The sequence below is a fragment of the Sphingomonadaceae bacterium OTU29LAMAA1 genome (assembly GCA_024072375.1).
Taxonomy (GTDB): domain Bacteria; phylum Pseudomonadota; class Alphaproteobacteria; order Sphingomonadales; family Sphingomonadaceae; genus Sphingomonas.
Map to the genome: position 1 here is coordinate 3,323,861 of CP099617.1, position 26,250 is coordinate 3,350,110.

Genomic DNA, 26,250 nt, shown 5'->3' on the forward strand with positions numbered 1-26,250 from the left:
CGCGATCGATCCGCTCCCGTTACGGCTGCCACAATGCGGACTTTGCTCTGGATCCTGGCTGCGGGGCTGGCGCTGCTGCCGGGCGTGGCGGGATGGTGGCACCTCAACGCGCTCGCCGATCCCGTGCTGCGGCGGACGCGGCTGGCGTTGCCGGACTGGCCCGCAGGAGCGAAGCCGGTGACCGTGGCGCTGATCAGCGATATCCATATCGGCAACAGTACGATGGACGGGGATCGCCTGACGCGGATTGTCGCGCAGATCGATGAGCTGCGGCCGGACCTCGTGCTGATCGGCGGCGACTATGTTGCGGGGCACGACGTGGACGTGGCGCGGGCGGGCGCGCGCGATCTGGTCGCGCCCCTGTCCCGGTTAAGCGCCCCTTTGGGTGTGGTGGCGGTGCTCGGCAACCATGACCAATCCATGCCCGAGACGATCGCGTCGGGGTTGCGGCGGGCGGGGGTGACGGTGCTCGATAACGCGGCGGTCAGACGAGGGCCACTGGCGATCGGTGGCGCGGGGGACGCGTTCAGCGGGCACGACGATTTGCCAGCGACGCTGCGGGCAATGGCGGCGCTAGCGGGCGCGAAGGTGATCCTGACTCATTCGCCCGATCTGTCGCTGGGAGTGCCACCGGGGATCGGGGTGTTGTTCGCTGGACATACGCATTGCGGGCAGGGTGTGCTGCCGATCATCGGGGCGCCGCGGGTGTTCTGGAAACCGGGGCTGATGTGCGGACTGGTCCGCCGGGGCGGGTTAACGACGGTGATCACTGCGGGGCTGGGAACAAGCGGCGTGCCGCTGCGGTTCCGGGCGCCGGCTGACGTGTGGCTGGTGACGCTGGGCGGGTGAGGCGCCCTTGTGGACCGGCTTGTGGGCCATGTGCACGCCGAACGGTGTATCGCCCTGGTAACCGATACCTGATCCCGGCAGCGTTTCCCTGGCCGCGCCAGGGGAACGCTGGAAGGATCGGCATCGGGGCTTAGCCCTTGCGGCTGGCCTCGAACAGGAACCAGGCACGCTCCTCGGCCTGGTCGGTCCATTCGTCGACGATACCGCTGGTTGCATTGTCCTTCGCGTCGTCGGCCGCATCCTTCACGACACGAAAGCTTTCGACGAGCTTCAGATTGTCTTCGCGCAGCTCGGCGAGCATCGCCGCGGCATTGACGAAATCCTTGTCATTGTCGGCGATCGTCTGGCGACGGCTGATATCGCCGATCGACCGCAACGTGGTGTTGCCGGTCTTGCGCACCCTTTCGGCGATGGCATCGGTCACACCGAGAATCTGCGCCGCCTGATCGTCGAGCATCAGATGATAGTCCCGGAAATGCGGGCCGGACACGTGCCAATGGAAGTTCTTGGTCTTGAGATAGAGTGCGTAGCAGTCGGCTAACGATGCGTTCAGCGCGTCGGCGACGCTGCGAGTGTTGCTGAGGTCAGTCGGCGTGTTCAGCGCGGGATTGATGTCTGCCATGGGAAACTCCGTCGAATGGGATCGTTGCGGCAACGATCCGATGGCGGAAATGCTCCGTTGGTGGGGGCATTTTACGAGCCGGTGTGATCGGCGCGCTAGATCAGGCGAAGTGCGCCGAGTCCAAGCCAGATTGCGGCGACGATGAACAGCGCTGCGATAGTCCGGCGCATGGCGACGAGCGGAAGCGCCGTCCAGCCGCGTTCGCCCAGCACCACGGCAGGAACGACGACCGCCAGCGAGCCCAGCATGGCGCCGACGGCGGCCATCCACGGCAGTTCCGCGCGTACCGCGAGCGCGAGGACGACGAATTGCACGCCGTCACCGAAGGCAAGGATGAACAGGCCGATGAGGCTGGTCGCGGCAGCGCCGATCCGCCAGCCGGCAAGACGGTCTGGCGCCTTGACGGGGAACAGGGCGCCGCCACCCTGAAACAGGAGCGACATGGCCAGAAACAGCTGCTTCGCCTCGGGTGTCAGCTGCGGCGCGAGCAACGCCCCCAGCGCGGCGGCAAGCAGGCCCGCACCGAGTAGTGCAAGCGCCGCCATCGCGATGACGAGTCCCGGCGCGCGATACCGGTCGCCGAGGATCGCGGCGAGCCACGCCGGACGATCGCCGACCTGCGCCAGAGCGGCGGCAACCAGTGCCGCCATCAGCGCATCCATGCTAGCCGGCCAGCCGTACCGAGCAGGCGGCAGCGAAGGCGTCGCAGGCACGCACGTCCTGACGATCGCAGGCGACGGCGTCGCCCAGCACCGACAACCAGCCATGGACGAGTGCACCATGTTCGCCGCGGGACAGTGCCGAATCCACGAAATGCGCGACGGTGACGGCCGGGTTCAGTCCGTTGCGATGGGCGATCAATCGGATCTGGTTGATATCCGGCTTGAGGTCGCGAGCGCACGTATAGGGCGCCTTCACATCGATGGCGGCGATTCGCGCGGCAAGATCCGCGCGCACCGATTCTATCATGGTCATTTCACCATCGACTGCCTGCCCCATTTGCCCCGCTCCATCTTTTTCACACGTGATCCTGCGCCTGCAATGGTAAGGGGTCGGTTAAGAGGGGTGTTTCGGGCGTCGCGCGGTTGACTTCGGTCGCCTCATCCGCCATGCGCCGCGACTGATTGAGCGGCGGCGTTGGTGCTGCCGCTCTCCTTGTTTTCAGGATTAGGGCTCATGGCCAAGCCGACTACCGTCAAGATCAAGCTCGTCAGCACCGCCGACACCGGCTTCTTCTACGTCACCAAGAAGAACCCGCGCACGAAGACCGAGAAGCTGAGCTTCAGCAAGTACGATCCGGTCGTGCGCAAGCATGTCGAGTTCAAGGAAGCCAAGATCAAGTAATCCCGCCGGCGGCATCACGTCCGCCGGTATCGTTGCTTGTTTCGCGAAAGCCTTCGGAGCCTTGTGCTTCGGGGGCCTTCGTTGCGTCAGCACTTCTCCCGACCGGTTGCCTCATGCCGGACCTGCTTCGGACACATTGCGTTCATGTTCGCCGGGCATAGCGGCACATGGTGGCCGGATCGTTCGGCCGCCCTGTATCGCGTCACTACGGGCCAGGGGCGGTATTCTCGCTATGAGGATGCCGCCCTTGGTTTTTTTGTCTCCGGACGCCGCCATGGCGATGGCGGCTAACGTCGATCAGCGTTCTCCGCAGGGCAGGCGTCTAGGGGCGGTCGCGTGACCTATCACCGAATCTCGATGCCCGGCGAGAAGAGCCCGAGCGCCGGTTATTGCACGGCCGCATGGGCCGCCGTCTGCCGTTCCGAAGCCGTCGCGGAATTCGATATGGAGGGCCGCTTCACCTGGGCCAACGACCGGTTCCTGACCCTAATCGGGTATCGCATGGAAGAGGTGATCGGCGCGCACCATCGCCTGCTCTGCCCGGCCGAGGTGTCGGATTCCGCAGGATATCGCGCGCTCTGGAGCGGTTTGCGCAACGGGGATTTCGCCAGCGGAGAATATCAGCGCCGACGGGCCGATGGTGCGCCCCTGTGGTTGCAGGCGACGTACAATCCGATCTTCGACGAGGGGATTCCCCGCCGGGTCCTGAAGATCGCGACCGACATCACCCGGCAGGTGCAACTGGAACGGCAGGCGCAGGCGTTGCTCGACGAAAGCCGGCGATACCAGTCCGCGCTGGAAGAGCGCAGCCGGACGCTGGAGGGTACGATGACCGAACTGGGCGAGATCGTCACGTCGATCCAGCAGATCGCCAAGCAGACCAATCTGCTCGCGCTGAACGCGGCGATCGAGGCGGCGCGTGCGGGCACGGCGGGTCAGGGGTTCGCGGTGGTCGCGACCGAGGTCAAGAAACTGGCGGGGGATACCCGGGCCGCGACCGAACGCGCCGGCGCGATGGTGGCGCAGCGCACACGCCTCGACGCCTCGGCACAGGGCGCGGTCGATCGCATCCCGGCGGGAAACATGCTGCTGCCGAACGACGCGTGAGGGGGGGCGCCCGTCATGCGGGACCTCCGTTCGCCGCACTGCGACGGGACTATTGCGCGACAATACTTGTCGGACGCCGCTTCCAGCCCCTAAGGCAGGGCGATGCAGGGGCATAAGCTGCACTGGTGGCAAACGCGGTGGTTCGTCGTGGCGGTGGTGATCGCGACGATGATCCCCTTGCTGTGGCCGACGATCCCGCCGCTGGTCGACCTGCCGGGCCATATGGGCCGGTATCGCGTCCAGCTGGACGGCGCGTCCTATCCCTGGCTGGCGGAATGGTATGACTTCCGCTGGTCGATGATCGGCAATCTGGGCGTCGACCTGTTGATCGAACCGCTGGCGCCGATCTTTGGGCTGGAACTGGCGGTCAAGCTGGTGGTGATGGCCATCCCGGCGCTGACGGTATCCGGTCTGCTGTGGATCGCGCGCGAGGTTCACGGCCGCATTCCGGCGACGGCCCTGTTCGCACTGCCGCTCGCATATGGTTATCCCTTCCAGTTCGGCTTCGTGAACTTCGCTTTGTCGATGGCGCTGGCGCTCAATCTGTTCGCGCTGTGGCTGCGGATGGGGCGGCTGGGGGCCGTGCGGCTGCGAGCCTTGCTGTTCGTGCCGCTGTCGTGCGTGCTGTGGATTTGCCACACGTTCGGCTGGGGTGTGCTCGGCATCCTCGCATTCTCTGCCGAGATGATCCGGCAGCATGACGTGCGCAAGGATCGACAGAGCGGCCACTGGCTGGAAAGCTGGGTGAGGGCGGGTATCGGCTGCCTGCCGCTGGCGTTGCCGTTCGCGATGATGGTGCTGTGGCGATCCGGCGATCACGTTACCGGCCAGACGATGGACTGGTTCAACTGGCGCGCCAAGGTCGGCTATCTGATCATGGTGCTGCGGGACCGGTGGATGGCGTTCGATCTGGCGTCCGCGACCGTGCTGTTCGTGATCCTGTTGAAGGGCGTGCGTGACGACCGCGTCGAATATTCGCGCAACCTGCTGCTATCGACGTTGTTCCTGACGGCGATCTTCGTATTGCTGCCGCGGATCGTGTTCGGATCGGCGTATGCCGACATGCGGCTGGCACCGTTCGCACTGGCCATCGCACTGATCGCATTGCGGCCAAAGCGTGGGCTGTCGTTCCGTGGGGCGGCGACGTTGGCAGCGCTGGGCCTCGCGTTCTTCGGGGTGCGGCTCGCCGGCACCACGGTGAGCTACTGGCTGTATGCCAGGGATTACGACCGGACGCTGGCGGCGCTGGATCACGTGCCGGAGGGCGCGCGGCTATTGACGATGGTCGGGCGGACGTGCCGCGACGACTGGACATCGACCCGGCTGGAGCATGCCGCCGGGCTGGCACTGGAGCGCAAGATCGCCTTCGCCAACGACCAATGGTCGATGGCGGGCGGGCAGTTGCTGACGGTGCGCTATCCCATCGCCGGCCGCTTCGCGCATGACCCCTCGCAACTGGTCACCGACCGACGGTGTCGGGGGGAGTGGTGGAGGCCGTTGAAGGTGTCGCTGGCGTTCCTGCCGCGGCACGCCTTCGATTACGTCTGGCTGATCAATCCGCCGACGGTGGAGGCCGAGTTCCTGACCGGGCTGACGCCGGTCTGGCAGAGCGGACGCGACGTCCTGTACCGGATCGACGACCAGACGCCCGCCAGCGTGGTGCTGGACCCGGCGCTGCTGCCGCCGCGCCGGCTGCCGAGGCCGCCGATGGTGCCGCCGCCGCCGGGTGAGAGTGGCGTGGCGAGGGATTAAGGAGGGGGGCTGCCGCCTTTCTCAAAAAGGATGGTATTTTGGGAATCTCCGGAGCGGTTCTCACGTTCGTCACCGCGATGGAAATACGATCCATGTTGCAGCCAAGCTTCGACGCCGCTAACTGTTGCACATGAGTAATACAGCCAATCTCCTGAAGCGGACGGTTCACGGCAGTTTGATCGGGCTGCTGGCTTGCGCCTCGATGGCGGACGCCAGAGCCAAAGCCTCTCTGCCGGATATGACCACAACCCTACGCGAACATCGCGTGGAGAGTGCTTCAGTCGCCGTGATACGCAACGGACGGATCGTCTCGACTGCAGCTTGGGGCATGGCTGGCCCCAACCGTGCGACCACCGTCGCCACGCCCTACAATCTAGCCTCGCTGACGAAGCCGCTGACGGCGGAGGTCATTCTGCGGCTGGTGTCGGCCGGCAAGCTGTCGCTTGATGAGCCGATGGACCGCTACTGGAGCGACCCCGACCTGTCGCGCGATCCCCGGCGGATGAAGCTGACGGTCCGAATGGCGCTGAGCCATCGCACGGGATTACCGAACTGGCGCGATGCAAAGGGGCTGGCCTTCGATCATGATCCTGGCACGACCACCGGCTATTCGGGCGAAGGGTATCAATATGCAGCGCGCTACGCCGAGCGTCGCACCGGGCAGTCGTTCGAGACGCTCGCCGGGCGCTGGCTGTTCGCCCCAGCCCATATGCGCGCGTCGGGCTATGTGTCGGCGCAAGGTGAGACGGCGCCGATCGCCGTGCCGTATGACGACACCGGCAAGCCGCTGCCCGTCGGGCGGGTGACGCGATACAATGCTGCTGATCTGGCTCACGCGACAGCGCGTGATTATGCGCGTTTCCTCATCGATGCCCGCAATGACCGGGGTCTGGTCGCGTCTGTCGCGGCAGAGCGCAGCAAATCGCAAGCCGATCTGACACCCGCGATATGCGCCGGAGCGAAGGCGACGACGTGTCCACCCTCGACCGGCTTCGGATTGGGTTGGCAGCTCCTCGGCTTTCCCAAGGGCGCGACGATGCTTCACACCGGCAAGGATGCCGGGGCCTTCACCTTCGCCGCGATCGATCGCACGAGCGGTGACGGGATCGTCATCCTGACCAATAGCGACAACGGGTGGCGGATCATCCTGCCTATCCTTGAGCGCACCAGCAGCGATCCAAAGCTGATCGCCTTCCTTCGCGGCCAGATGAACTGACAGGACCACGAGTATGTTGACCACCATCGCCATTGCCGCGGCATTGCTCGCGACACCCGTGCCGCCTCCGACCGATCCGCTGACGACGGAGATCGGCACGCTTGATGCCAAGGTGTTCGATGCTTACAATCGCTGCGATCTGCCGGCCTTCTCCGGCTATTTCGATCCTAAGGTGGCCTTCTACCACGATACTGGCGGCGCGACGTTCGAGCGTGACGCGATGGTGGACGGCGTTCGCAAGTACATCTGCGGGAAGGTGAAGCGCGAGCTGATCCCGGCTACCTTCCATGTCTATCCGATCAAGGACTATGGTGCGATCGAGGAAGGCGAACACCGCTTCTGCGAACTGGCGACAGGCCGATGCGAGGGGATCGCCAAGTTCGTGATGGTCTGGGCGAAACAGGATGGCGCATGGCGGATCACCAGCGTCCTCAGTTACGGACACCGCGCCGCGACGCCTGCCGAACAGCGGAGCGCTGCCGGCAGATAGCTCGCCGGCTATTTCCCGATTAGGAACCCATAGCGGGACAGTCGCCTGAGCGATTGCGCGGAGTGCCGCCCGGGGCACGTCCTTTCCCGAAATCTGTTCCCGATTGCTCTTTCCCGAAATAGCCGGACGGAGACGGAGAAACGGGAAAGATCGCGCTTGATGAATGGCTGTTATCGGAAGCCCGGATCACCGGCCTGAACGTCGGTATGTGTCCGCAAGCGGGCCGTCCGCTTCTGGTGAATGATGATCTTCGGGGTGACGTAGCGCCACGCCTCTACCCACGCCCGGCCCCTCGCTTGCAGGGAGGGGAGGGGATGCGTCAGTCGCCGCCCTTTCTGAACGGGGCGAGTTCGGTGAGGCAGGATTGTTCGTGTGCCACGGCGGCGCGTTCGCGGATGAGGAAGTCGGCGATGGCGCGGCGGAAGCCCGCATCCGGGATGTAGTGCGCGGACCAGGTGGGGACGGGGACGTAGCCGCGGGCTAGCTTGTGTTCGCCTTGGGCTCCGGCCTCGACGGTCTTGAGGCCGCGGGCGATGGCGGCGTCGATCGCCTGATAATAGCAGAGTTCGAAGTGGAGGAAGGGCACCTCTTCGGTGCAGCCCCAGTAGCGGCCGTAGAGCGTGTCTTCGCCGATCAGGTTCAGTGCGCCAGCAACGGGCACGCCGTCGCGCTCGGCGAGGATCAGCAACACCTTGTCCCCCATGCGTTCCCCCAGCAGTGGGAAGAATGCTCGCTTGAGGTAGGGTTGGCCCCATTTGCGGCTGCCGGTGTCCTGATAGAAGGTCCAGAAGGCGTCCCAATGCTCTTCGCGGATGTCGGCGCCGGTGAGGTGGCGGATGGTCAGGCCCTCGACGGCGGCGGCGCGTTCCTTGCGGATCGCCTTGCGCTTGCGGCTGGCGAGTGCGCCCAGGAAATCGTCGAAGGTGGCGTAATTCTGATTGGCCCAGTGGAATTGCGTGCCTTCGCGGATCAGCCAGCCGGCCTGTTCGAACAGCGGCACCTGATCGGGGGCGAGGAAGGTGGCGTGTGCGGAGGAGAGGCCGTGCTGGTCGGTGACGGCCTCCAGCGCGGCGATCAGCGCGGGGGCGGCGGCGGGATCGCGGAGCAGCAGGCGGGGGCCGGGCACGGGACTGAACGGGGCGGCGATCTGGAGCTTGGGATAGTATGCTCCCCCGGCGCGCTCCCATGCGTCGGCCCAGGCGTGGTCGAAGACGTATTCGCCCTGGCTGTGGCTCTTGGCATAGGCGGGGGCGATGGCGGCGGGGGTGCCGTCCGCGCCGTCGACGACGATCGGGATCGGTTGCCAGCCGGAGCGGTTGCCGGTGCTGGCGGAGTCTTCGAGCGCCGACAGGAAGGCGTGGCTGACGAAGGGGTTGGTGGTGCCGGCGCAGGCGTCCCATTGTTCGGGCGGGATGGCGCGGACGCCGTCGACGAGGCGGGCGGCGACCTGGGTCATGCGGCGTGGAGCGGGGCTGACATCGTCGCTGATATAGGGGCGCTATCGGCGCTTGCGGAGGGGGGCGTGTTCCTGCGAACATGGGAACCCGGAGTTTCGAGCGGTGCGCTTGGTAACCCTGGGCTCCTGCGTGCGCAGGAGCACGTGGGGTCAGGCCAGTTCGATGATGGCGTCGACTTCGACCGCTGCGCCCAACGGCAGGACGGGGACGCCGACCGCGCTGCGGGCGTGCTTGCCGGCGTCGCCGAACAGCGCGACCATCAGTTCGGATGCGCCGTTGGCGACCTTCGGCTGGTCGGTGAAATCGGCGTGGCTGTTGACGAAGACGCCGAGCTTCACGACGCGCTTGATCCGCGAGAGGTCGCCGCCGAGGTGCTTCTTGACCTGCGCCACGATCATCAGGCCGCAGAGCTTCGCGGCTTCCTGACCGTCTTCCAGCGAGACGCCGTCGCCGAGGCGGCCCTTGACGAGCTGGCCGTCCTTGAAGGGCAATTGGCCCGAGAGGTGGAGCATGCCGCCGGCTTCTACGACGGGGACGTAGGCGGCGACCGGGGCGGCGGCTTCGGGGAGGGTGAGGCCGAGTTCTTCGAGCTTGCGGTCGACGTGCGTGGTCATGGGTGGGTCCTTCTTGCGGGTTTGGGGGAGGGGTTTAGGCGGCCGGCACGCCGGCGTCGAACTTCGCCTCGATCCAGTCGGCGGCTTCGCGCCAGTCGTCGATGCGGGCGTGGGCGTGTTCGGCCCTGGGGACGTTGGGGGCGAGCGTCGGTTCGGAGACCATGTGGAGGCGGTGGACGCCGGGGGCGTGGCGCGAGACCGATTCGTGGTGGACGGCGAGGTCGTCGACGAACACCGTGACCGGGTTGCCGTGTTCCGCGACGAGGCGCGCGACGGGATCACCCTTGCCGCCCTGATTGCATTCGACGCGGTGTTCGATGCCGAACTTCGCGAGTTGATCGAGTCGCGCGGTCTTGCAGGCGTCGGTGATGTTGGTGAGGATGACGATGTCGGCGCGTTCCGCGAGCTGTGTGAGGGCTTCGGCGGCGTGGGGGACGAGGGTCTGGCGGTGCATTTCGGCCGGGAAGAAGCCGCCGAGCATCGCCCACATTTCCTCGCGGGTCGGGACGGCGCCATTGTCGCGGCGGCGCATGCTGTTGGTGAAATCCGCACCGTCGGGGGCGAAATCGATATCGTGCGTCTCACCCAGCCAGACGCCGAAATGCTTGACCATGTGGAGGAGGACTTCGTCGCAATCGGAGATCAGCAGCGGCTTCATCGGGCCTCCAGGGCTTCGTGGGCGGCGACCAGCGCCTGTGGGGGGACGCCGAGCGCGGACGCGCAGGCGACAAGATCGGGTTCGTAGGATTCGAGATAGCCGATAACGGCGGCGAGGACCGCAGGCTCCCCGGCCCGGGCGCGCAGGTCGTCGGGGTCGAGGCCGGTGACCGCGATCAGGCGGTCGGCGCGGTCTGGCTCGCCGATCGCCCAGACCAATGCCTGCAATCCGAGCACGTCCGCATCGGGAAGGTTTGTATCGCGCGTGCGCATTGCTATCGTCCCGGTTTGAAAGGCTGGTGACGCACGTGGCGAAACGGGTGCTCGTTGTCGAGGACAACGAACTCAATCTGAAGCTGTTCTGCGACCTGTTGCGGGCGCACGAGTTCGTCGCCGAGCCGGTGCGCGACGGACGCGAGGCGGTGGCGCGGGCGCGCGAGTTCGTGCCGGACCTGATCATCATGGACATCCAGATGCCGCATGTGACGGGGTATGAGCTGATCCTGGAGCTGATGGCGGACGAGGTGCTGCGGGCGATTCCGGTGATGGCGGTGACCGCCTACGCGGGGCGGGACGACGAGGAGCGGATTCGGGCGGCGGGGGCTAGGTCGTACGTGTCGAAGCCGATCAGCCTGGCTCGGTTCATGGATGCGGTGAACGCGTTAGTGTGATTTGCCTGATCGGGCCGAGATCACCCCAGGGACGTCGTCACCCCGGACTTGTTCCGGGGTCCACTCTGCGGCGAGGGGAATAGCGCGCGCCTCCAGCCTTTCCGGTGGGGCACCGTGGACCCCGGAACACGTCCGGGGTGACGACGTCATCTGGTCAAACAAAGACGCCCTGCCGATGCGGCGGGCATCGACAGGGCGTCGCGAGCTTCCAATTCCCCTGCCCCCCGAAAAGGGCTGGATGCTGCAAGCGTAACGATAACGTGGATCAGGGCGATCCGGTTCCCTTATTCGGCGTCGCGGCGGCCCAACAGGCGCAGGCGCAGTGCGTTGAGCTTGATGAAGCCGGCCGCGTCGCGCTGGTCGTAGGCGCCCTGATCGTCCTCGAAGGTCACCACCTTTTCCGAATAGAGGCTGTTGGGCGACTTGCGGCCGACGATGTAGACGCCGCCCTTGTAGAGCTTGAGGCGGACGGTGCCGCTGACCTTCGCCTGGCTGTGGTCGATCGCGGCCTGCAACATCTCGCGTTCCGGCGAGAACCAGAAACCGTTGTAGATCAGCTCGGCATAGCGGGGGGCGAGTTCGTCCTTGAGGTGCGCAGCGCCGCGATCGAGCGTGATCTGTTCGATGCCGCGATGGGCGAGGTGATAGATCGTGCCGCCCGGCGTTTCGTACATGCCGCGGCTCTTCATGCCGACGAAGCGGTTCTCGACGAGGTCGAGGCGGCCGATGCCATGGCGACGGCCGAGCTCGTTGAGCTTGGTCAGCAGGGTCGCCGGGCTGGTCGCCTCGCCGTTGAGCGCGACGCCGTCGCCGCGTTCGAAGTCGATCGTGATGTATTCGGGGGTGTCCGGCGCGTCTTCCGGATTGACGGTGCGCGAATAGACGTAGTCGGGGACCTCATCCCACGGATTTTCCAGCACCTTGCCCTCGGACGAGGTGTGCAGGAGGTTCGCGTCGGTCGAGAAGGGCGATTCGCCGCGCTTGTCCTTGGCGACCGGGATCTGGTGCTGTTCGGCGAATTCGATCAGCCGGGTGCGGCTGGTGAGGTCCCACTCGCGCCACGGTGCGATGACCTTGATGTCCGGCGCGAGCGCGTAATAGCCGAGTTCGAAGCGGACCTGATCGTTGCCCTTGCCGGTCGCGCCGTGGCTGACCGCGTCGGCGTTGACCATCCGCGCGATCTCGATCTGGCGCTTGGCGATCAAGGGCCGCGCGATCGAGGTGCCGAGCAGGTACAGCCCCTCGTACAGCGCGTTCGAGCGCATCATCGGGAAGACGTAGTCGCGCACGAACTCCTCGCGCAGGTCGTCGATGAAGATATGCTCGGGCTTGACGCCGGCCATCTGCGCCTTCTGGCGGGCGGGCTCCAGCTCCTCGCCCTGACCGAGGTCGGCGGTGAAGGTGACGACCTCGCAATTATAGGTCTGTTGCAGCCACTTCAGGATCACGCTCGTATCCAGCCCGCCCGAATAGGCGAGAACGACACGGTTGATCTGATCGGTCACGGGCAGCATCCTCGATTGCGGTGGATGGCGCGCCCCTAAGCGCCTGTGCGTTGCGGTGCAACGTCTGCGTTCACCGGGGGTTTAAGCGCCGCCGCCTAGTGCGGGGTCAAACCCATTACCCGGAGACGTCATGTTTCGTCCGTTGTTCGCCGCTTTGCCCGTCCTGTTGCCCGCGCTGCTGGTCGCCACGCCTGCGCTGGCGCAGAAGGTCGATCCCAAGATCAAGGCGGAGTTCGACAAGACCGACGCCAACAAGGACGGCTTCCTGACCCGTGCCGAGATCGATGCGCGCGTGGCGCGGATGGACGTCGGCAAGAACAAGATGCCGCCGGGCAAGGCGAAGGCGATCAGCGGCGCGTGGTTCAACACCGCCGATGCGAACCATGACGGGAAGGTGTCGCCGACCGAGATGCAGGGCCTGTTCCGGGCGCTGGCGTCGCGGTACGATACCAACCGTGACGGCGTGGTGAGCCTGGACGAGCGGACCGCGGCGCGGGCGGCGGTGATCGGGCCGCAGGCGGGTGCCAAGGCTCCGGCGGGGCGGTGACGCGCGTGCTCCTGCGCAGGCAGGAGCCCAGGGTTACGCAGGCTGGCCCCCGTGGCTCTGGGTTCCTGCGTTCGCAGGAACACGGGGGCTCGCAGGGCAGTGACGCGCGTGCTCCTGCGCAGGCAGGAGCCCAGGGTTACGCAGGCTGGCCCCCGTGGCTCTGGGTTCCTGCGTTCGCAGGAACACGGGGGGCTAGAGGGGCGGTGATGCGCGTGCTCCTGCGGAGGCAGGAGCCCAGGGTTACATAGGCTGGTCTTCGTGGCTCTGGGTTCCTGCGTTCGCAGGAACACTGGGGGCTCGCAGCGCGCGTTCGCCTTCGAACATGTAGTCGCGGGTGATGGGGAGTTCGGTGCGGCTGCGGCTGAACTGGATCTGGTAATTGACCAGCCCGCCGTTCTCGAACGCATTGGCCGCGCCGGCGAGATAGAAGGTCCACATCCGGTAGAAGCGTTCGTCGTAGAGCGCGACGATCTGGTCGCGCGCGGCGAGGGTGCGGCGATACCATTCGTGGAGCGTGTAGGCGTAGTGGAGGCGCAGCACCTCGACGTCGGTCAGGAACAGCTTGAGCCCCTCGAATGCCTGCATCACTTCGGACAGCGCCGGATTGTAGCCGCCGGGGAAGATGTATTTGGTCGTCCAGTCGTCGGTGACGCTCGGCGGCCCAAGCCGGCCGATGGTGTGGAGCAGCATCACGCCGTCCGGGGTCAGCAGGTCGCGGCATTTGCGGAAGAAGGTGCGGTATTGCGGCGGGCCGACGTGTTCGAACATGCCGACCGAGACGATGCGGTCGAAGCGGCCTTCTACCCGGCGATAGTCGATCAGCTCGAACTTGACCGTGTCCGACAGGCCAGCGGCGGCGGCGCGTTCGCGGGCGATCTTGAGCTGTTCCTCGGACAAAGTGACGCCGAGCACTTCGACGCCGAAATGTTTGTTGAGGTAGAGCGCCATGCCGCCCCAGCCGCAGCCGATGTCGAGCACGCGCATGCCGGGGCGCAGCGCCAGCTTGGCCGCGATATGCGCGAGCTTGTCGGTCTGTGCCTGTTCCAGACCGTTGTCGGGGCTGGTGTAATAAGCGCAGGAATATTGTTTGTCGGCGTCGAGGAACAGGTCGTAGAGCCGCGCCGACAGGTCGTAATGGTGGGCGACGTTCCGCTTCGAGCGACGCTCCATGTTGATGCGGTCGAGCCGGTGCTTCACCGCGCCCAGCCCCTGCACGAAGGTGGAGGGCTTCAGCGCGTTCTGGCCGCGCTCCCACGCGCTGTTGCGCTTGAGCAGGCGGACGAGACCCATGATGTCGTCGCCGTCGACGGTGAGGCGGCCGTCCATGTACATCTCGCCAGCCGCCAGCGCGGGGTTGCGGACGATGCGGCCGGCGACGCCGTTATCGGTGAAGCGGATGGTGATGTGGCCGTAGTCGGGATCGGGCGTGCCGAAGGTGGCGGGCGGCTTGCCGGGGCGATGGAGGGTGAGTTGGCCACGCTTTACGGCGCGGCTGAGGAACATGTCGATCAGCGCCATGGGGCCGCTCTACTGTCCTAGATGCCGGCGTACCAATCGTAATCGACGTTGTCCTCCCAATAGCCGCCCTTGCCCTTACCTATGTTGGCGAGGTTTTCGACCGCGTCGATGCCGGTGACGTATTTGGCGTGTTTGTAGCCGAGCTGGCGCTCGACGCGGAGGCGGACGGGGGCGCCGTGGGGGACCGTCAGGCGGCTGCCGTTCATTTTTAGCGCGAGGATCGTCTGCGGGTGGAAGGCGTCGATCGTGTCGATCGATTCGTAATAGGGCTGGCCATTGTAGAGGTCGGCGCAGGTGAAGACGACGTAGCGGGCGGTGTTGCGCATACCCGCGGCCTTGAGGACGGTGCCGAGCATCGGACCCTGCCATGCGCCGATCGCGCTCCAGCCCTCGACACAATCGTGGCGGGTGATCTGCTTGCGGGCGGGCATCGAGGCGAGTTGCGTGAGGCTGAGCGACAGCGGCCGGTGGACGAGGCCGCCGACGCGCAGGCGGTAGTCGGCGAAATCGTTGGCGACCATCGCGGCATAAGCGGGGGTGCCGGGATCGCGGGTGCCGTTGGCGCGGAAGATCGGCGACATCTGTTCGGGGGTGAATTCGGGGGCGAGCGCACCGCGGTCCATCAGCGCGCGTTGCAGGCCGCGGTGCATATCCTCGCCCGCGAACAGGATCTTGCGCGCCTGGGGGAGGGCGGCGACCTTGTCGCAGCCGGCGAGCAGCAGGCCGCCGGCACCGACGAGCAGGTTGCGACGGGCGATTATCATGGCCGGTCTCCGGTGGGGGGCACCTTCCAGCGGCCGGTGATCATCGAGCGCAGTTCGTTGCCCGCGCCGGCGAGGATGACAAGCGTCAGGTGGATGACGACGAAGCCGCCGATCAGGGCACAGGTGACGAAGTGGATCGAGCGCGCCGACTGGCGGCCGCCGAACAGGTCGAGCAGCCACGGCCATGCCGCATCCATGCCGGGCGACAGCGCGAGACCGGTGAGGATCATCAGCGGGAGCATGACGAAGATCGTCAGGATGTAGCTCCATTTCTGGAGCGAATTGTACGCGCCGGGATCGTCGGCGTCGTGGAAGCGGAAGTTGAGGTGATCGCGAACGTCTTCGGCGAGATGCGCGGGGGTGACGTCGGCGCGCTTGAGCTTGAGGTTGCGCTGGAAGTGGCGGTTGATCAGGCTGGCGATCATGAAGGCGAGCAGGCCGAAGGCGAGGACCAGCGCGAACAGCAGATGCCAGCGGCGCGAGATCGCGAGATTGTAGTTGGCGGGGATGGTGATCCACGCGGGGAAGCGCGGCAATTGCGCCCAGGCGTGGTCGAAGTTCGCGCCGTAGCGGCCCCAGTAGAGCCGCGGATGCGCGTTGGAGATGCCGAGGCCGCTGCCGATCAGGATGAAGATCGCGACCGCGTTGATCCAGTGCCAGGTCCGCGTCGCCAGCGCGTGGCGGAAGATCGAAGTGCCAGGCGCTATTGGGTTCATGCCGATATTGTAGCAGGTAAGCGGGCATGATCGAATGGCATTTCTACGAACCCCGCGACGGCCACCGCCTGCCGCACGATCCCCTCAACGCGATGGTCGCGCCGCGACCGATCGGATGGATCAGCACCGTATCCGCCGATGGGGTACGAAACATCGCGCCGTACAGCTTCTTCAATTTGCTCAACTATGCGCCGCCGCTGATCGGCTTTTCGAGCATGGGGCGGAAGGACAGCGTCGCCAATGTCGAGGCGACGGGCGAGTTCGTCTGGAACCTCGCGACGCGCGATCTGGCGGAGGCGATGAATGCGACGTCGGCGATGGTGCCGGCGGATGTAGACGAGTTCGCGCTTGCCGGGCTGGAGACGCTGCCGTCGCGGCTGGTCGCGCCGGAGCGGGTGGCGGCGAGTCCGGTGGCGTTCGAATGCAGGCTGACGCAGCTGATCCGGTTGACCGATCGGCATGGGGAGGAGTTGGACCAGTATCTGGTGATCGGCGAGGCGGTGGGGGTGCATATCGACACCGCGATGCTGGAGGACGGCGTGTACCAGACGGCGCGGGCGCGGCCGATCATGCGCGGGGGTGGGCCGGCGGATTATTTCGATGTGACCGAGGCGAATCTGTTTCGGATGTGGCGGCCGCGGTAGATCGGGTTGGGCTGCGTCGTGGGAGAAGGTGTGTTCGCGCGGAGGCGCGGAGGACGCAGAGGGGGGGCGCTTGCCGCGTCGGTAGTCCTGCCCCACTTTCCTTATCGATAGCAGGATGATGCTGCCGCGCGCGACACGACTTCGCGTTCTCCGCGCCTCTGTGCGAACACACTTTCTTGTCTAGGCGTAGGCCCGCCAGAAGAACACCGCGGTGGTGACGATGGTCACCAGCAGCGTCCAGCCGCGGATGATGGCGGGGGACAGGCGGCGGCCGACCAGTGCGCCGAGGTAGCCGCCGGCGATCGATCCGACCATCATCGGTACGCAGAGCGCCCATGCGACCATGCCGCTGGCGACGAAGACGATCGTCGCGGCGGTGTTGGCGACGGCGAGCATCAGCGTGCGCGGGGCGGCGAGCGAGGCGGGGGTAGCTCCGGTGAGCAGCCCCCACATCGCGGTCAGCATCATGCCGACGCCGCCGCCGAAATAGCCGCCATAGATGCCGAGCAGCGCCTGTCCCGCGACGATGCTGCGCGGCCCGGCGACGAAGCGCGCGCTGAGCCAGTCGGAGGCGTGGCGGCCGAGTGCGATGGCGATCGTCGCGGCGAGCAGCAGCCAGGGGACGATGACGTCGAATGCGCTCGCCGACGTGTGGGCGAGCAACAGGCTGCCGGCGAGGCCACCGGTGAAGGTGATGGCGGAGAGCGTCCGAACGCCGATGCCGCCGATCGGGGCGAGGCCGGCGCGATAGGCCCAGGCGCTTGCCACCGCGCCGGGCTGGACCGCGACGTTGCTGGTCGCGTTGGCGACGGTGGAGGGCAGGCCGAGCGCGATCAGCGTCGGCATCGTCGCGAACGATCCGCCGCCCGCCAGCGCGTTCATCGCCCCGCCCAGCATCCCCGCGCCCGCCGCCAGCGCGAGCGCAACTGGATCAGCCAAGCGCGATCATCTTTTCCTCGGCCTCGCGGTCCATCTGCGCGCGGCTCTTCTTCTCGGCCGCGGTCTTGAGCTGGCCGCAGGCGGCGTCGATGTCGCGACCGCGCGGTGTACGGACCGGCGCCGAAATGCCCGAAGCGAAGATGATCTCGCTGAACCGGCGCACCCGCTCCGGCGTCGACGTATCGTAGGCGGCGCCGGGCCAGGGGTTGAACGGAATCAGGTTCACCTTGGCGGGCAGATCGTATTTGCGCAGCAGGCGGACGAGTTCGTGCGCTTCGGCGTCCGAATCGTTCTTGTCCTTGAGCATGACGTATTCGAACGTGATGCGCCGCGCGTTGCTGGTGCCATGATAGTCGGCGCAGGCCTGCAGCAATTCCTCGATCCCGTATTTCCGGTTGAGCGGCACGAGTTCGTCGCGCACCTCCTTCGTCACGGCGTGCAGCGATACGGCGAGGTTGACGCCGATCTCCGTACCGGCGCGCGCCATCATCGGCACCACGCCGCTGGTGCTGAGCGTGATCCGGCGGCGAGAGAGTGCGAGGCCGTCGCCGTCCATCACCAGCTTCAGCGCGTCGCGGACCGCGTCGAAATTGTAGAGCGGTTCGCCCATGCCCATCATCACGATGTTGGTGAGCATGCGCCCCTCGGGCTGGCTCGGCCATTCGCCGAGCGCATCGCGGGCGAGCATGACCTGGCCGACGATCTCGCCCGCGGTCAGGTTGCGGACGAGGCGCATCGTGCCGGTGTGGCAGAAGCGGCAGTTGAGCGTGCAGCCGACCTGGCTGGATACGCAGAGCGTGCCGCGGTCGGCGTCGGGGATGAACACCGCCTCGTAATCCTGCCCGTCGGGCGAGCGGAGCAGCCACTTGCGGGTGCCGTCGGTGGACACCTGCGCCTCGACCACCTCGGGGCGGCCGATGACGAAGCGTTGTTCCAGCCACGGGTGCATGGTCTTGGAGATGTCGCTCATCGCGGAAAATTCGGTCGCGCCGCGGTTGTAGAGCCAGTGCCAGATCTGTTTCGAGCGGAGCTTGGCCTGACGCAGCTCCATGCCGGCGTCGAGCAGGGTCTGGCGAAGGGCGTCCTTGCCGAGGCCGATCAGGTCGATGCGGCCGTCCTCGCGGAACGTCTTGGCGCGGGGCACCGGCACAGGGTCGATGTGGCCCGGAATGGGCATGGGCGGGGCAACGCTGTCGAGCATCGGCGGTATATAGACGAAAATGGGGTTGGTTTCCATCCCGGTGGGTTGGGGGTGGAGAGGTTGTTCACGCGAAGACGCTAAGGCGCGAAGAAGAAGGTTGGTTCGCGCGGAGGCGCGGAGAAGAAGAGGGGGGTAGGGAGGCGTGATACCTGTTCCCTCTCTTCGTTTCGTTTGCTCCCCTCCCCTCCCCTCCTTTCGTCATCCCGGCGGACGCCGGGACCCATGGACGCCCGCGGCCAATGGCGTGTGCGATTACGACCGCCTTGAAACCATGGGTCCCGGCGTTCGCCGGGATGACGGTGGGGGCGGGGGCGGTGGAGTGCCGCCTTCTTCGCGTCTTTGCGGCTTCGCGTGAATCCAGCCTAGCGCACGCACGCCAGCGTCGCCGCGTCGATCGCGGTTGCGGCACCCGTCAGGAGGTAGACGTCGACGAAGGGGCGGCCTCCGGTGGCGACGGCTTCGATGCTCATGCTGCGGCCGGAGCGGAGGGCGGTGACGATCGCGCGGTCGGTCGGGGCGTCGGGGGCCCAGGCATCGAGGCTGTTGGCGGTGAGTTCGAAGCGGCGCTCGCCCACCGTCAGCGTGACGGAGGCAGAGCGATCGCGGGTCTGGGACAGCCGGATGTGGAGCGATGCGCGCAGGCCGCGACCGGGCCAGCTCGCGACGCTCGCCCAACCGGTGCTGCGGCCCCCCGCCTTTGCCGGGCGGGCGATGGCGTAGCAGCGGGACGGGGTGGCGTCGCGGAAGGCTCCCCAGCTCTTGTAGACGCCGATCGTGTCGCGCGCCGTGGCGGGCGTCGCGATGGCCAGCGATATGGGCAGCAGGACGGCGAGCAGGCGCTTCACGCCGGCGCGTGTCCGGTGCCGAGGTGGGGGATCGATTCGCGGCCCTGCTCGATCAGCACCAGCGAGCCCTGCGGCAGCCCTCCGGCGATCGGCGCGCCCCATTCGGGATGGTCGCCCGCGCCGGTCATCACGCCGCGGAGCACGCGGCTGGAGATGCCGTGCATGATGACGAGCCGGTCGGCGGGATCGTCGTGCGTATCGGCGAGCCAGCCCGAGACGCGGGTGGTGATCTGGCGGTAATCCTCGCCGTCGGCGGCGGGGCGGAGCAGGCCTTCGGGTGTCACCACCGGGCCGACCTCTCCGATCACGTCGGCGTAATAGCGGCCGCCCCAGCTGCCCATGCCGATCTCAGTCAGGCGCGGGTCGGTGCGGGCGGCGTGCCAGTCGAGTTCGAGATGTTCGGCGATGACCGCCAGCGTCTGGAGCGCGCGACCCGTCGGCGATGCCCAGAGGGCGAGGGCTGGTTTCGCGCCCAGCAGATCGCGCAATGCCCGGCCCATCTCGTCGGCCTGCATGAATCCGGCGCGGGTGAGCGGGGTGTGCGGATGGTCGCCCTGCAAGCGGCGGGCGGCGTTGAAAACGGTCTCCCCATGCCGGGCGATAAAATCGCGACCTTTTCGCGAGGCAGGAAGGGGCTGGTTCATCGCGCCGGTGTCGGATCGCTGTGGCGCAAAAGCAACGGATTTCCGTGTTTAGCTGAGGTTCATGCAACGGTGCGCGGCTTCGGCCATTGGGTCGGTCCGCCCCGCGTTCATGGGGCCCATCACGGAGTAGTTCATGCGTAACCTCATTTTCGCCGCGCTCGCCACGACCGCCTTCGCCGCCCCCGCCATGGCGCAGACGACCGGATCGCCGTTCACTGGCCTGCGCATCGAAGGCGTCGCCGGCTACGATGCGCTGAAGGACGGCCACAGTCAGGATTCGAGTTCGAGCGACGGCATCGTCTATGGCGGCGCGGTCGGGTATGACGTGCAAGTCAACAATCTGATCCTCGGCGGTGAGGGCGAGCTGACCGGATCGACCACCGATACGCGCACGGACAATCTGGTGCTGGCCGGCGACCGGCTGCGCGTCGATGCGGGTCGCGACATCTATGTCGGCGGCCGTGCGGGCTTCGTGCTCAATCCTTCGACGATGGCCTATGCGAAGGCGGGCTATACCAACGCCCGGGTCGAGGCGCGCTACGACGTCGGCACCACGCGGACGAGCGATCATGTCGATCTCGACGGGCTGCGGCTGGGCGCGGGACTGGAGCATCAGATCGGCGCGCGGACCTATGTGAAGGGCGAATATCGCTATTCGCATTATGGCCGGGCAGACGATTTCGACATCGATGCCGATCGGCACCAGATCGTCGCCGGCGTCGGAATGCGGTTCTGATCCGATAACGTCCTGTTAACCGGAATCGCCCGAGGGGTCGGAGTGCTTGCTCCGACCCCTTTTTCATGGGTAGGACAGGCGGGACACGCCCCGGACTCGGGGGACGGGGGTAAGACTCATGAAGGCGACGATCGAACGTGCAACGCTCCTGAAGGGGCTGAGCCATGTCCAGTCCGTGGTGGAGCGGCGCAATACCATTCCGATCCTGTCGAACGTGCTGCTGGAAGCGACCGCCGAGGGGCAGTTGCGGCTGATGGCGACCGACCTCGATCTGCAAATCAACGAATCGGTGGCGGCGGCGGTGGATCAGGCGGGTTCGACGACGGTGTCGGCGCACACCCTGTTCGATATCGCGCGCAAGCTGCCCGATGGATCGCAGGTGCAATTGCATGCGGCGGAGGGTCGCATGTCGATCGTGGCGGGGCGCGCGCGCTTTTCGCTCGGCACGCTGCCGCGCGACGATTTCCCGGTGATCGCCGAGGGTGAGCTGCCGACGCAGTTCGAGATTCCGGCGGAGACGCTGAAGCAGATCATCGACAAGACGCGCTTTGCGATCTCGACCGAAGAGACGCGTTATTACCTCAACGGCATTTTCCTGCACGTGCAGGACGATGCGAGCGAACCGACGTTGAAGGCGGCAGCGACCGACGGCCATCGGCTGGCGCGCGTGACGCTGCCGCGGCCCGAGGGCGCGGCGGGGATGCCCGACGTGATCGTACCGCGGAAGTGCGTCGCCGAACTGCGCAAGCTGCTCGACGAGGTCGACGGGTCGGTCGGCGTGTCGCTGTCGGGGACCAAGATCCGGTTCGACCTGGGGCAGGCGGTGCTGACGTCGAAGCTGATCGACGGGACGTTCCCTGATTATTCGCGCGTCATCCCGACCGGCAACGACAAGATCCTGAAGCTCGATCCGCGCAGCTTCGAAGAGGGCGTGGATCGTGTGTCGACGATCGCGACCGAGAAGACGCGGGCGGTGAAGATGGCGCTGGATCGTGACAAGATCACCTTGTCGGTGACCAGCCCGGAGAATGGGACCGCGGCCGAGGAAGTGCCGGGCGATTATGCCGCGATGCCGTTCGAGATCGGCTTCAACAGCCGGTATCTGCTCGACATTCTGGGGCAGATCGACGGCGATGTGGTCGAGGTGCATCTGAACGATGCCGCCGCGCCGACGCTGATCCGCGAGAACGACAAGGCGCCGGCGCTGTACGTGCTGATGCCGATGCGGGTGTAAACGGCCCCTCGTTTCGTTCCCCTTTTCATCACCTCCTACCCCCATCATCCCGGTGTTCGCCGGGATGATGGGGGTAGGAGGTGGATCGCCGCACCGCCGACTGTTGCCTATGCAATCGCTGCCTTTCGCCGCTTTGGGAGCGAGCGGTTACCGTGCCGCCAATTGTTCGTGCGCGATCGCCTGCAACGCCGCGGCATGATCCGGTGACAGGCCGAGTTCGTCCGCGGCGCGTTCGTTACGGCCGAGACTGCGGGGGTCGACGCCGGTAACGTCGCCAAATACCGTCAGCGCCTCGAGATAATAGCCCGCCGTGCTGGCGTGATAATGGTCGAAGGACCAGAGGTTCATCTGGCCGTAGGCGATGCCGTCATACGGGTTCGGGTCGGCAATACCGGCGGCGAACGCGCGATTCCATGCCTGACCGACCGGGATGATACCCGACACCGCGCGGTTGGTGCGGCGAGCGCGATCGGCGGCGTTGCGCAGGTCCTCCGCCATGGTCGCCACTGGCCTGCCGGACCACGGGCTGCCGGGTTGATAGATCTGATCCGCGCGGCTCCACGTGGCCATCAGTGCCACCTTCACCGCATGATTGCGAACGCGGAACAGCGAACTCAGCTGGCCGACGCTGCGGATGTAGCGGGTGGCGTCGCCGGGTCGATCGCGGTCGAGCGTGCTGTATTCCTGCAGCACGACGACATCCCACGGGCGGTCGAACAGCTGGCGGCGCTGTTCGTAGTGGAAGGCGAGGCTTTGACCGCCCTGCGTTTCCAGGCTGACGGCGTAGTTGAGACCGGCCTCCACGGTGAATTCCTTGAACAGCGCCGGCACGCCGCCATAGCCCGCGCCGTTCAGATCGGTGACGCGATCGGCGTGCCAGTTGCGGAGCGGCGAATGCGCGCCCTGCGTGAAGCTGTTGCCGATGAACAGGATGGTGCGCGGCAGTTGCACCGGCGTGGTGGTCTGCGCACGCTGGGCCGATGCGGCACCCGGGATCGCCGCGGCCAGGGTGGCGGCGAGGATCGACTTCCAGATCATATGCGTGTTCTCCCAGTGATCGGACATGGCGCGTGCCCCCGTATCGGATGCCGGGGGCCGAACGCCAGTGGGCTGGCGCGCGAAGGTGCAGGCGCTAGAGGAGCAGCGATGTTGCAATTCTATCGTGACGATCTTGCGCGGCTGGCGGCGGCCGACCGGTTGCGGGCGCTTCGGCCGAGGACGGGCGCCGATTTCGCCTCCAACGATTACCTCGGGCTGGGAGCGTCCTTGCGGCTGCGGCAGGCGGTGGCGGCAGCGCTGGACCGCGGCGTCGGCATTGGATCGGGCGGGTCGCGGCTGCTGCGCGGCAACGATCCCGAGCATGAGGCGCTGGAGGTCGAGGCGGCGGCGCATTTCGGCAGCGCGGCTGCGCTGTTCTTCGCCAATGGCTATGCAGCGAACGTGGCGGCGTTCGCGACCCTGCCGCAGCCGGGCGATATAATTGTTTGTGATGAGCTGGTGCACGCGAGTGCACACGATGGCATGCGGCTGGGGCGTGCGCCGCGGGTGGCGGTTTCGCATAACGATGTTGACGCGTTCGAGGATGCGATCCGGCGGTGGCGGGCTGGAGGCGGCACCGGCACGCCGTGGATCGCCGTCGAGAGCCTGTATGGCATGGATGGCGACCAGGCGCCGCTGAACGATCTGGCGGCGGTGGCGGCGCGGCACGACGCGATGCTGCTGATCGACGAGGCGCATGCGACCGGCGTGTTCGGCAGCGCGGGGCGGGGGCTGGCCGAGGGGCTGCACGGCGCGGAGAATGTCGTGACGCTGCACACCTGTGGGAAGGCATTGGGCGCGGAGGGCGGGCTGCTGTGCGTGCCGGCCGTGCTGCGCGACATGCTGATCAACCGGGCCCGCGGCTTCGTGTTCTCGACCGCGCCATCGCCGCTGATGGCGGCGGCGGTGCGGGAGGCATTGCGCTGTCTGGTCGACGAGCCGGAGCGGCAGGCGCGGCTATGGGCCCTGGTCGCGGCGGCGGAGCGCGCGCTGGGCTTCGCAAGCGGATCGCAGCTGTTTCCGGTGATCGTCGGCGAGGATGGTGCCGCGGTGGCACTGGCGGAGCGATGTCAGGCGGCGGGGTACGACGTGCGGGCGATCCGGCCGCCGACGGTGGCGGCGGGGACGGCGCGGTTGCGGGTGTCGATCACCTGCAACGTCGACGAGGCGGCGATCGAAGGTCTGGGAGGGGTGCTGCGATGAACCGGGCGATCGTGGTGACGGGGACCGACACCGACGTCGGCAAGACCGTGTTCGCGGCGGCGCTGACCGTGGCGCTGGGTGCGACCTACTGGAAGCCGGTGCAGGCGGGACTGGACGAGGGCGGTGACGCGGCGGGGGTGCGGGCGCTGGGCGTCTGGCGGGTGCTGCCCGAGGCGTATCGGCTGGTGACGCCGTGTTCGCCGCATCGTGCCGCCGCGATCGACGGGGTGACGATCGATCCGGCGCGGCTGGCAATGCCGACGGTCGAGGGACCGCTGGTGGTCGAGGGGGCGGGGGGCGTGCTGGTGCCGCTGGCTGGCGATCTGGTTTATGCCGATATGTTCGCACGCTGGGAAGCGCCCGTCGTGCTGGTGGCCCGCACAGGACTGGGGACGATCAACCACAGCCTGTTGAGCATCGAGGCATTGCGGAGGCGGGGGGTGCCGATCCTCGGTATCGCGTTCAACGGTGAGGCTCAGGAGGATAGCGAGGCGACGATCTGCAGGATCGGCGCCGTGCGGCGTCTGGGGCGGCTGGGCCGGGTCGATCCGCTCAATGCCGCGGGGTTGGCTCGGGCATTTGCGGACAGTTTTGGTGTGGAGGATTTCATGTGAGCGCGGTGTGGCATCCGTTCACGCAGCATGGGCTGGGCGAGCCGATCCCCGAAGTCGTGCGGGCGGAGGGGGCGGCGCTCTACACGGCGGACGGGCGGCGGGTGGTCGATGCGATTTCGTCATGGTGGGTGACGACGCATGGCCATTGCGAACCGCGGATCATGGCGGCGATTGCCGATCAGGCGGCAAAGATGGACCAGATCATCTTCGCCGGCTGGACGCACGAACCGGCGGAGGCGGTGGCGGCCGGGTTGCTGCGGCTGATGCCGGAGGCGCTGACGCGGGTGTTCTTTTCCGATTCGGGTTCGACCAGCGTCGAGGTGGCACTGAAGATGGCGCTCGGCTTCTGGCTTAATCGGGGAGAGCCGCGGCATCGTATTCTGGTGCTGGAGCATGGCTATCACGGCGACACGATCGGGACGATGTCGGTCGGTGCCCGGGGCGCGTTCAACCGCGCGTACGAGCCGTTGCTGTTCGATGTCGCGACCATCCCGTTTCCCGCCACCGGCCGCGAGCAGGCCACTTTGGATGCGCTGGAGGCGGCGTGCCGAGAAGCTCCGGCGGCGCTGATTGTCGAGCCGCTGATCTGCGGGGCGGGTGGCATGCTGGTCTATCCGGCATCGGTGCTCGCCGAGATGCGGGCGATCTGTGCGCGGCACGACGTGCTGTTCATCGCGGATGAGGTGATGACGGGATGGGGACGGACCGGAACCGTGCTGGCGTGCGAGCAGGCCGGCGTCGTGCCGGATATCCTGTGCCTGTCCAAGGGGTTGACCGGGGGCGCGGTGCCATTGGCGGTGACGATGGCGCGCGAGGCGATCTATCAGGCGCATTTGAGTGCCGACCGGGCGCGGATGTTCTTTCATTCGTCGAGCTACACCGCGAACCCGATCGCCTGCGCGGCGGCGGCGGCGAATATCGCGATCTGGGAGGAGGAGCCGGTGCTGGAGCGGGTCGCGAACCTGGCGGCGCGGCAGTTGGTGAGGGCCGACGCCTTGTCGGGTGTGCGCAATATCCGGACGCTGGGAACGATCGCGGCGGTCGATCTGGGGGACGAGGGCGCGGACTATCTGTCGGCGATGGGGCCGCGGCTGCTAGCGTTCTTTCGGACGCGAGACCTGCTGCTGCGACCGCTGGGGAACGTGGTGTACGTGATGCCGCCGTATTGCATCGGCGACGATGATCTGGACGCGGTGTATGCTGCGATCGGCGAGGCTGCTGCCTGGGTAGGTTGATTAGCGCGAAGGCGCAAAGGCGCGAAGAGAAGACGCCGGTTCGCGCGGAGACGCGCAGAAGAAGGGTCGAGGACCTGCGTTTGGAGTC

30 protein-coding genes are annotated in these 26,250 nt (G+C 66.7%); 14 read left to right on the top strand and 16 right to left on the bottom strand.

All coding sequences use genetic code 11. The features are described from left to right. Positions 1–33 precede the first annotated feature (33 nt). Entirely contained in the window at positions 34–849 is an 816-nt protein-coding gene (locus NF699_15920; protein ID USU04512.1) for a metallophosphoesterase, read from the top strand. A 130-nt stretch (positions 850–979) separates the two neighbouring features. Here the strand turns inward: NF699_15920 and NF699_15925 are convergent, their stop codons facing one another. From NF699_15925 to NF699_15935, 3 genes are all read right to left on the bottom strand, one after another. Continuing rightward, complete coding sequence (locus tag NF699_15925; protein ID USU04513.1) at positions 980–1,471, bottom strand: DNA starvation/stationary phase protection protein; 492 nt, start codon at positions 1,469–1,471, stop codon at positions 980–982. A gap of 95 nt (positions 1,472–1,566) precedes the next feature. Continuing rightward, a complete protein-coding gene (locus NF699_15930) occupies positions 1,567–2,121 on the bottom strand; it encodes a TMEM165/GDT1 family protein (protein USU04514.1) in 555 nt (184 codons plus the stop codon). A gap of 13 nt (positions 2,122–2,134) precedes the next feature. Beyond that, positions 2,135–2,440: a hypothetical protein gene (locus tag NF699_15935; GenBank protein ID USU04515.1), complete on the bottom strand. Its 306-nt coding sequence runs from the start codon at positions 2,438–2,440 to the stop codon at positions 2,135–2,137. A gap of 207 nt (positions 2,441–2,647) precedes the next feature. Between NF699_15935 and rpmG the strand changes: the two genes are divergently transcribed. From rpmG to NF699_15960, 5 genes are all read left to right on the top strand, one after another. Then, entirely contained in the window at positions 2,648–2,815 is a 168-nt protein-coding gene (gene rpmG / locus NF699_15940; GenBank protein USU04516.1) for a 50S ribosomal protein L33, read from the top strand. A 357-nt stretch (positions 2,816–3,172) separates the two neighbouring features. Beyond that, entirely contained in the window at positions 3,173–3,922 is a 750-nt protein-coding gene (locus tag NF699_15945) for a methyl-accepting chemotaxis protein (protein ID USU07121.1), read from the top strand. A 102-nt stretch (positions 3,923–4,024) separates the two neighbouring features. Next, on the top strand, positions 4,025–5,674 hold the full coding sequence (locus tag NF699_15950; GenBank protein ID USU04517.1) for a hypothetical protein: 1,650 nt from the start codon (positions 4,025–4,027) through the stop codon (positions 5,672–5,674). A gap of 238 nt (positions 5,675–5,912) precedes the next feature. Beyond that, positions 5,913–6,890, top strand: a complete 978-nt coding sequence (locus NF699_15955) for a beta-lactamase family protein (protein USU04518.1) — start codon at positions 5,913–5,915, stop codon at positions 6,888–6,890. Positions 6,891–6,903: 13 nt separating this feature from the next. Next, on the top strand, positions 6,904–7,380 hold the full coding sequence (locus NF699_15960) for a nuclear transport factor 2 family protein (protein USU04519.1): 477 nt from the start codon (positions 6,904–6,906) through the stop codon (positions 7,378–7,380). Positions 7,381–7,699: 319 nt separating this feature from the next. Here the strand turns inward: NF699_15960 and NF699_15965 are convergent, their stop codons facing one another. From NF699_15965 to NF699_15980, 4 genes are all read right to left on the bottom strand, one after another. Continuing rightward, positions 7,700–8,836 (bottom strand): GNAT family N-acetyltransferase, encoded by a 1,137-nt coding sequence (locus NF699_15965; GenBank protein USU04520.1) that lies wholly within the window; start codon positions 8,834–8,836, stop codon positions 7,700–7,702. A gap of 150 nt (positions 8,837–8,986) precedes the next feature. Continuing rightward, positions 8,987–9,451: a RidA family protein gene (locus NF699_15970; protein USU04521.1), complete on the bottom strand. Its 465-nt coding sequence runs from the start codon at positions 9,449–9,451 to the stop codon at positions 8,987–8,989. A 34-nt stretch (positions 9,452–9,485) separates the two neighbouring features. Then, on the bottom strand, positions 9,486–10,109 hold the full coding sequence (locus NF699_15975; protein ID USU04522.1) for an HAD family hydrolase: 624 nt from the start codon (positions 10,107–10,109) through the stop codon (positions 9,486–9,488). Beyond that, on the bottom strand, positions 10,106–10,381 hold the full coding sequence (locus NF699_15980; protein USU04523.1) for a DUF3572 domain-containing protein: 276 nt from the start codon (positions 10,379–10,381) through the stop codon (positions 10,106–10,108). The genes NF699_15975 and NF699_15980 overlap by 4 nt, the downstream gene beginning before the upstream one ends. A 35-nt stretch (positions 10,382–10,416) precedes the next feature. Here NF699_15980 and NF699_15985 point away from each other — a divergent pair, with 35 nt between their 5' ends. Beyond that, positions 10,417–10,779 (top strand): response regulator, encoded by a 363-nt coding sequence (locus tag NF699_15985; protein ID USU04524.1) that lies wholly within the window; start codon positions 10,417–10,419, stop codon positions 10,777–10,779. 284 nt (positions 10,780–11,063) lie between these two features. Here NF699_15985 and NF699_15990 read toward each other — a convergent pair whose 3' ends face one another. Continuing rightward, entirely contained in the window at positions 11,064–12,284 is a 1,221-nt protein-coding gene (locus NF699_15990) for an argininosuccinate synthase (protein USU04525.1), read from the bottom strand. Positions 12,285–12,414: 130 nt separating this feature from the next. Here NF699_15990 and NF699_15995 point away from each other — a divergent pair, with 130 nt between their 5' ends. Next, on the top strand, positions 12,415–12,831 hold the full coding sequence (locus NF699_15995; GenBank protein ID USU04526.1) for an EF-hand domain-containing protein: 417 nt from the start codon (positions 12,415–12,417) through the stop codon (positions 12,829–12,831). A 240-nt stretch (positions 12,832–13,071) separates the two neighbouring features. Here NF699_15995 and NF699_16000 read toward each other — a convergent pair whose 3' ends face one another. The 3 genes from NF699_16000 to NF699_16010 are packed head-to-tail and all read right to left on the bottom strand — an operon-like array spanning position 13,072 to position 15,829. Continuing rightward, complete coding sequence (locus NF699_16000) at positions 13,072–14,349, bottom strand: cyclopropane-fatty-acyl-phospholipid synthase family protein (protein USU04527.1); 1,278 nt, start codon at positions 14,347–14,349, stop codon at positions 13,072–13,074. Between the two features lie 17 nt (positions 14,350–14,366). Then, a complete protein-coding gene (locus NF699_16005; GenBank protein ID USU04528.1) occupies positions 14,367–15,113 on the bottom strand; it encodes a molybdopterin-dependent oxidoreductase in 747 nt (248 codons plus the stop codon). Continuing rightward, positions 15,110–15,829, bottom strand: coding sequence for a cytochrome b/b6 domain-containing protein (locus NF699_16010; GenBank protein USU04529.1), 720 nt, complete (start codon positions 15,827–15,829; stop codon positions 15,110–15,112). Before NF699_16010 ends, NF699_16005 begins: the two co-directional genes overlap by 4 nt. 26 nt (positions 15,830–15,855) lie before the next feature. Here NF699_16010 and NF699_16015 point away from each other — a divergent pair, with 26 nt between their 5' ends. Next, complete coding sequence (locus tag NF699_16015) at positions 15,856–16,473, top strand: flavin reductase family protein (GenBank protein USU04530.1); 618 nt, start codon at positions 15,856–15,858, stop codon at positions 16,471–16,473. 180 nt (positions 16,474–16,653) lie between these two features. Here NF699_16015 and NF699_16020 read toward each other — a convergent pair whose 3' ends face one another. From NF699_16020 to NF699_16035, 4 genes are all read right to left on the bottom strand, one after another. Next, positions 16,654–17,370 carry a sulfite exporter TauE/SafE family protein gene (locus NF699_16020; protein ID USU07122.1) on the bottom strand — a complete coding sequence of 239 codons (717 nt, stop codon included), beginning with the start codon at positions 17,368–17,370 and terminating at the stop codon, positions 16,654–16,656. A 34-nt stretch (positions 17,371–17,404) separates the two neighbouring features. Continuing rightward, positions 17,405–18,613: a 23S rRNA (adenine(2503)-C(2))-methyltransferase RlmN gene (gene rlmN / locus NF699_16025; GenBank protein ID USU04531.1), complete on the bottom strand. Its 1,209-nt coding sequence runs from the start codon at positions 18,611–18,613 to the stop codon at positions 17,405–17,407. A 362-nt stretch (positions 18,614–18,975) separates the two neighbouring features. Further along, positions 18,976–19,458, bottom strand: coding sequence for a hypothetical protein (locus NF699_16030; GenBank protein USU04532.1), 483 nt, complete (start codon positions 19,456–19,458; stop codon positions 18,976–18,978). After that, on the bottom strand, positions 19,455–20,102 hold the full coding sequence (locus NF699_16035) for a phosphoglycerate mutase family protein (protein USU04533.1): 648 nt from the start codon (positions 20,100–20,102) through the stop codon (positions 19,455–19,457). The genes NF699_16030 and NF699_16035 overlap by 4 nt, the downstream gene beginning before the upstream one ends. Before the next feature lie 133 nt (positions 20,103–20,235). Between NF699_16035 and NF699_16040 the strand changes: the two genes are divergently transcribed. Both NF699_16040 and dnaN read left to right on the top strand, forming a co-directional pair. After that, positions 20,236–20,838 (top strand): outer membrane beta-barrel protein, encoded by a 603-nt coding sequence (locus tag NF699_16040; GenBank protein USU04534.1) that lies wholly within the window; start codon positions 20,236–20,238, stop codon positions 20,836–20,838. A gap of 118 nt (positions 20,839–20,956) precedes the next feature. After that, positions 20,957–22,072 (top strand): DNA polymerase III subunit beta, encoded by a 1,116-nt coding sequence (dnaN, locus tag NF699_16045; protein ID USU04535.1) that lies wholly within the window; start codon positions 20,957–20,959, stop codon positions 22,070–22,072. Positions 22,073–22,219: 147 nt separating this feature from the next. Here the strand turns inward: dnaN and NF699_16050 are convergent, their stop codons facing one another. Then, positions 22,220–23,137 (bottom strand): PEP-CTERM sorting domain-containing protein, encoded by a 918-nt coding sequence (locus tag NF699_16050; GenBank protein ID USU04536.1) that lies wholly within the window; start codon positions 23,135–23,137, stop codon positions 22,220–22,222. Positions 23,138–23,218: 81 nt separating this feature from the next. On the opposite strand from NF699_16050, the gene NF699_16055 reads away from it, so the two are divergent. The 3 genes from NF699_16055 to NF699_16065 are packed head-to-tail and all read left to right on the top strand — an operon-like array spanning position 23,219 to position 26,162. Next, positions 23,219–24,313 carry an 8-amino-7-oxononanoate synthase gene (locus NF699_16055; protein ID USU04537.1) on the top strand — a complete coding sequence of 365 codons (1,095 nt, stop codon included), beginning with the start codon at positions 23,219–23,221 and terminating at the stop codon, positions 24,311–24,313. Then, positions 24,310–24,927, top strand: a complete 618-nt coding sequence (gene bioD, locus NF699_16060) for a dethiobiotin synthase (GenBank protein USU04538.1) — start codon at positions 24,310–24,312, stop codon at positions 24,925–24,927. Before NF699_16055 ends, bioD begins: the two co-directional genes overlap by 4 nt. Further along, positions 24,924–26,162, top strand: a complete 1,239-nt coding sequence (locus NF699_16065; GenBank protein USU04539.1) for an adenosylmethionine--8-amino-7-oxononanoate transaminase — start codon at positions 24,924–24,926, stop codon at positions 26,160–26,162. The genes bioD and NF699_16065 overlap by 4 nt, the downstream gene beginning before the upstream one ends. The last annotated feature ends 88 nt before the right edge of the window (positions 26,163–26,250 follow it).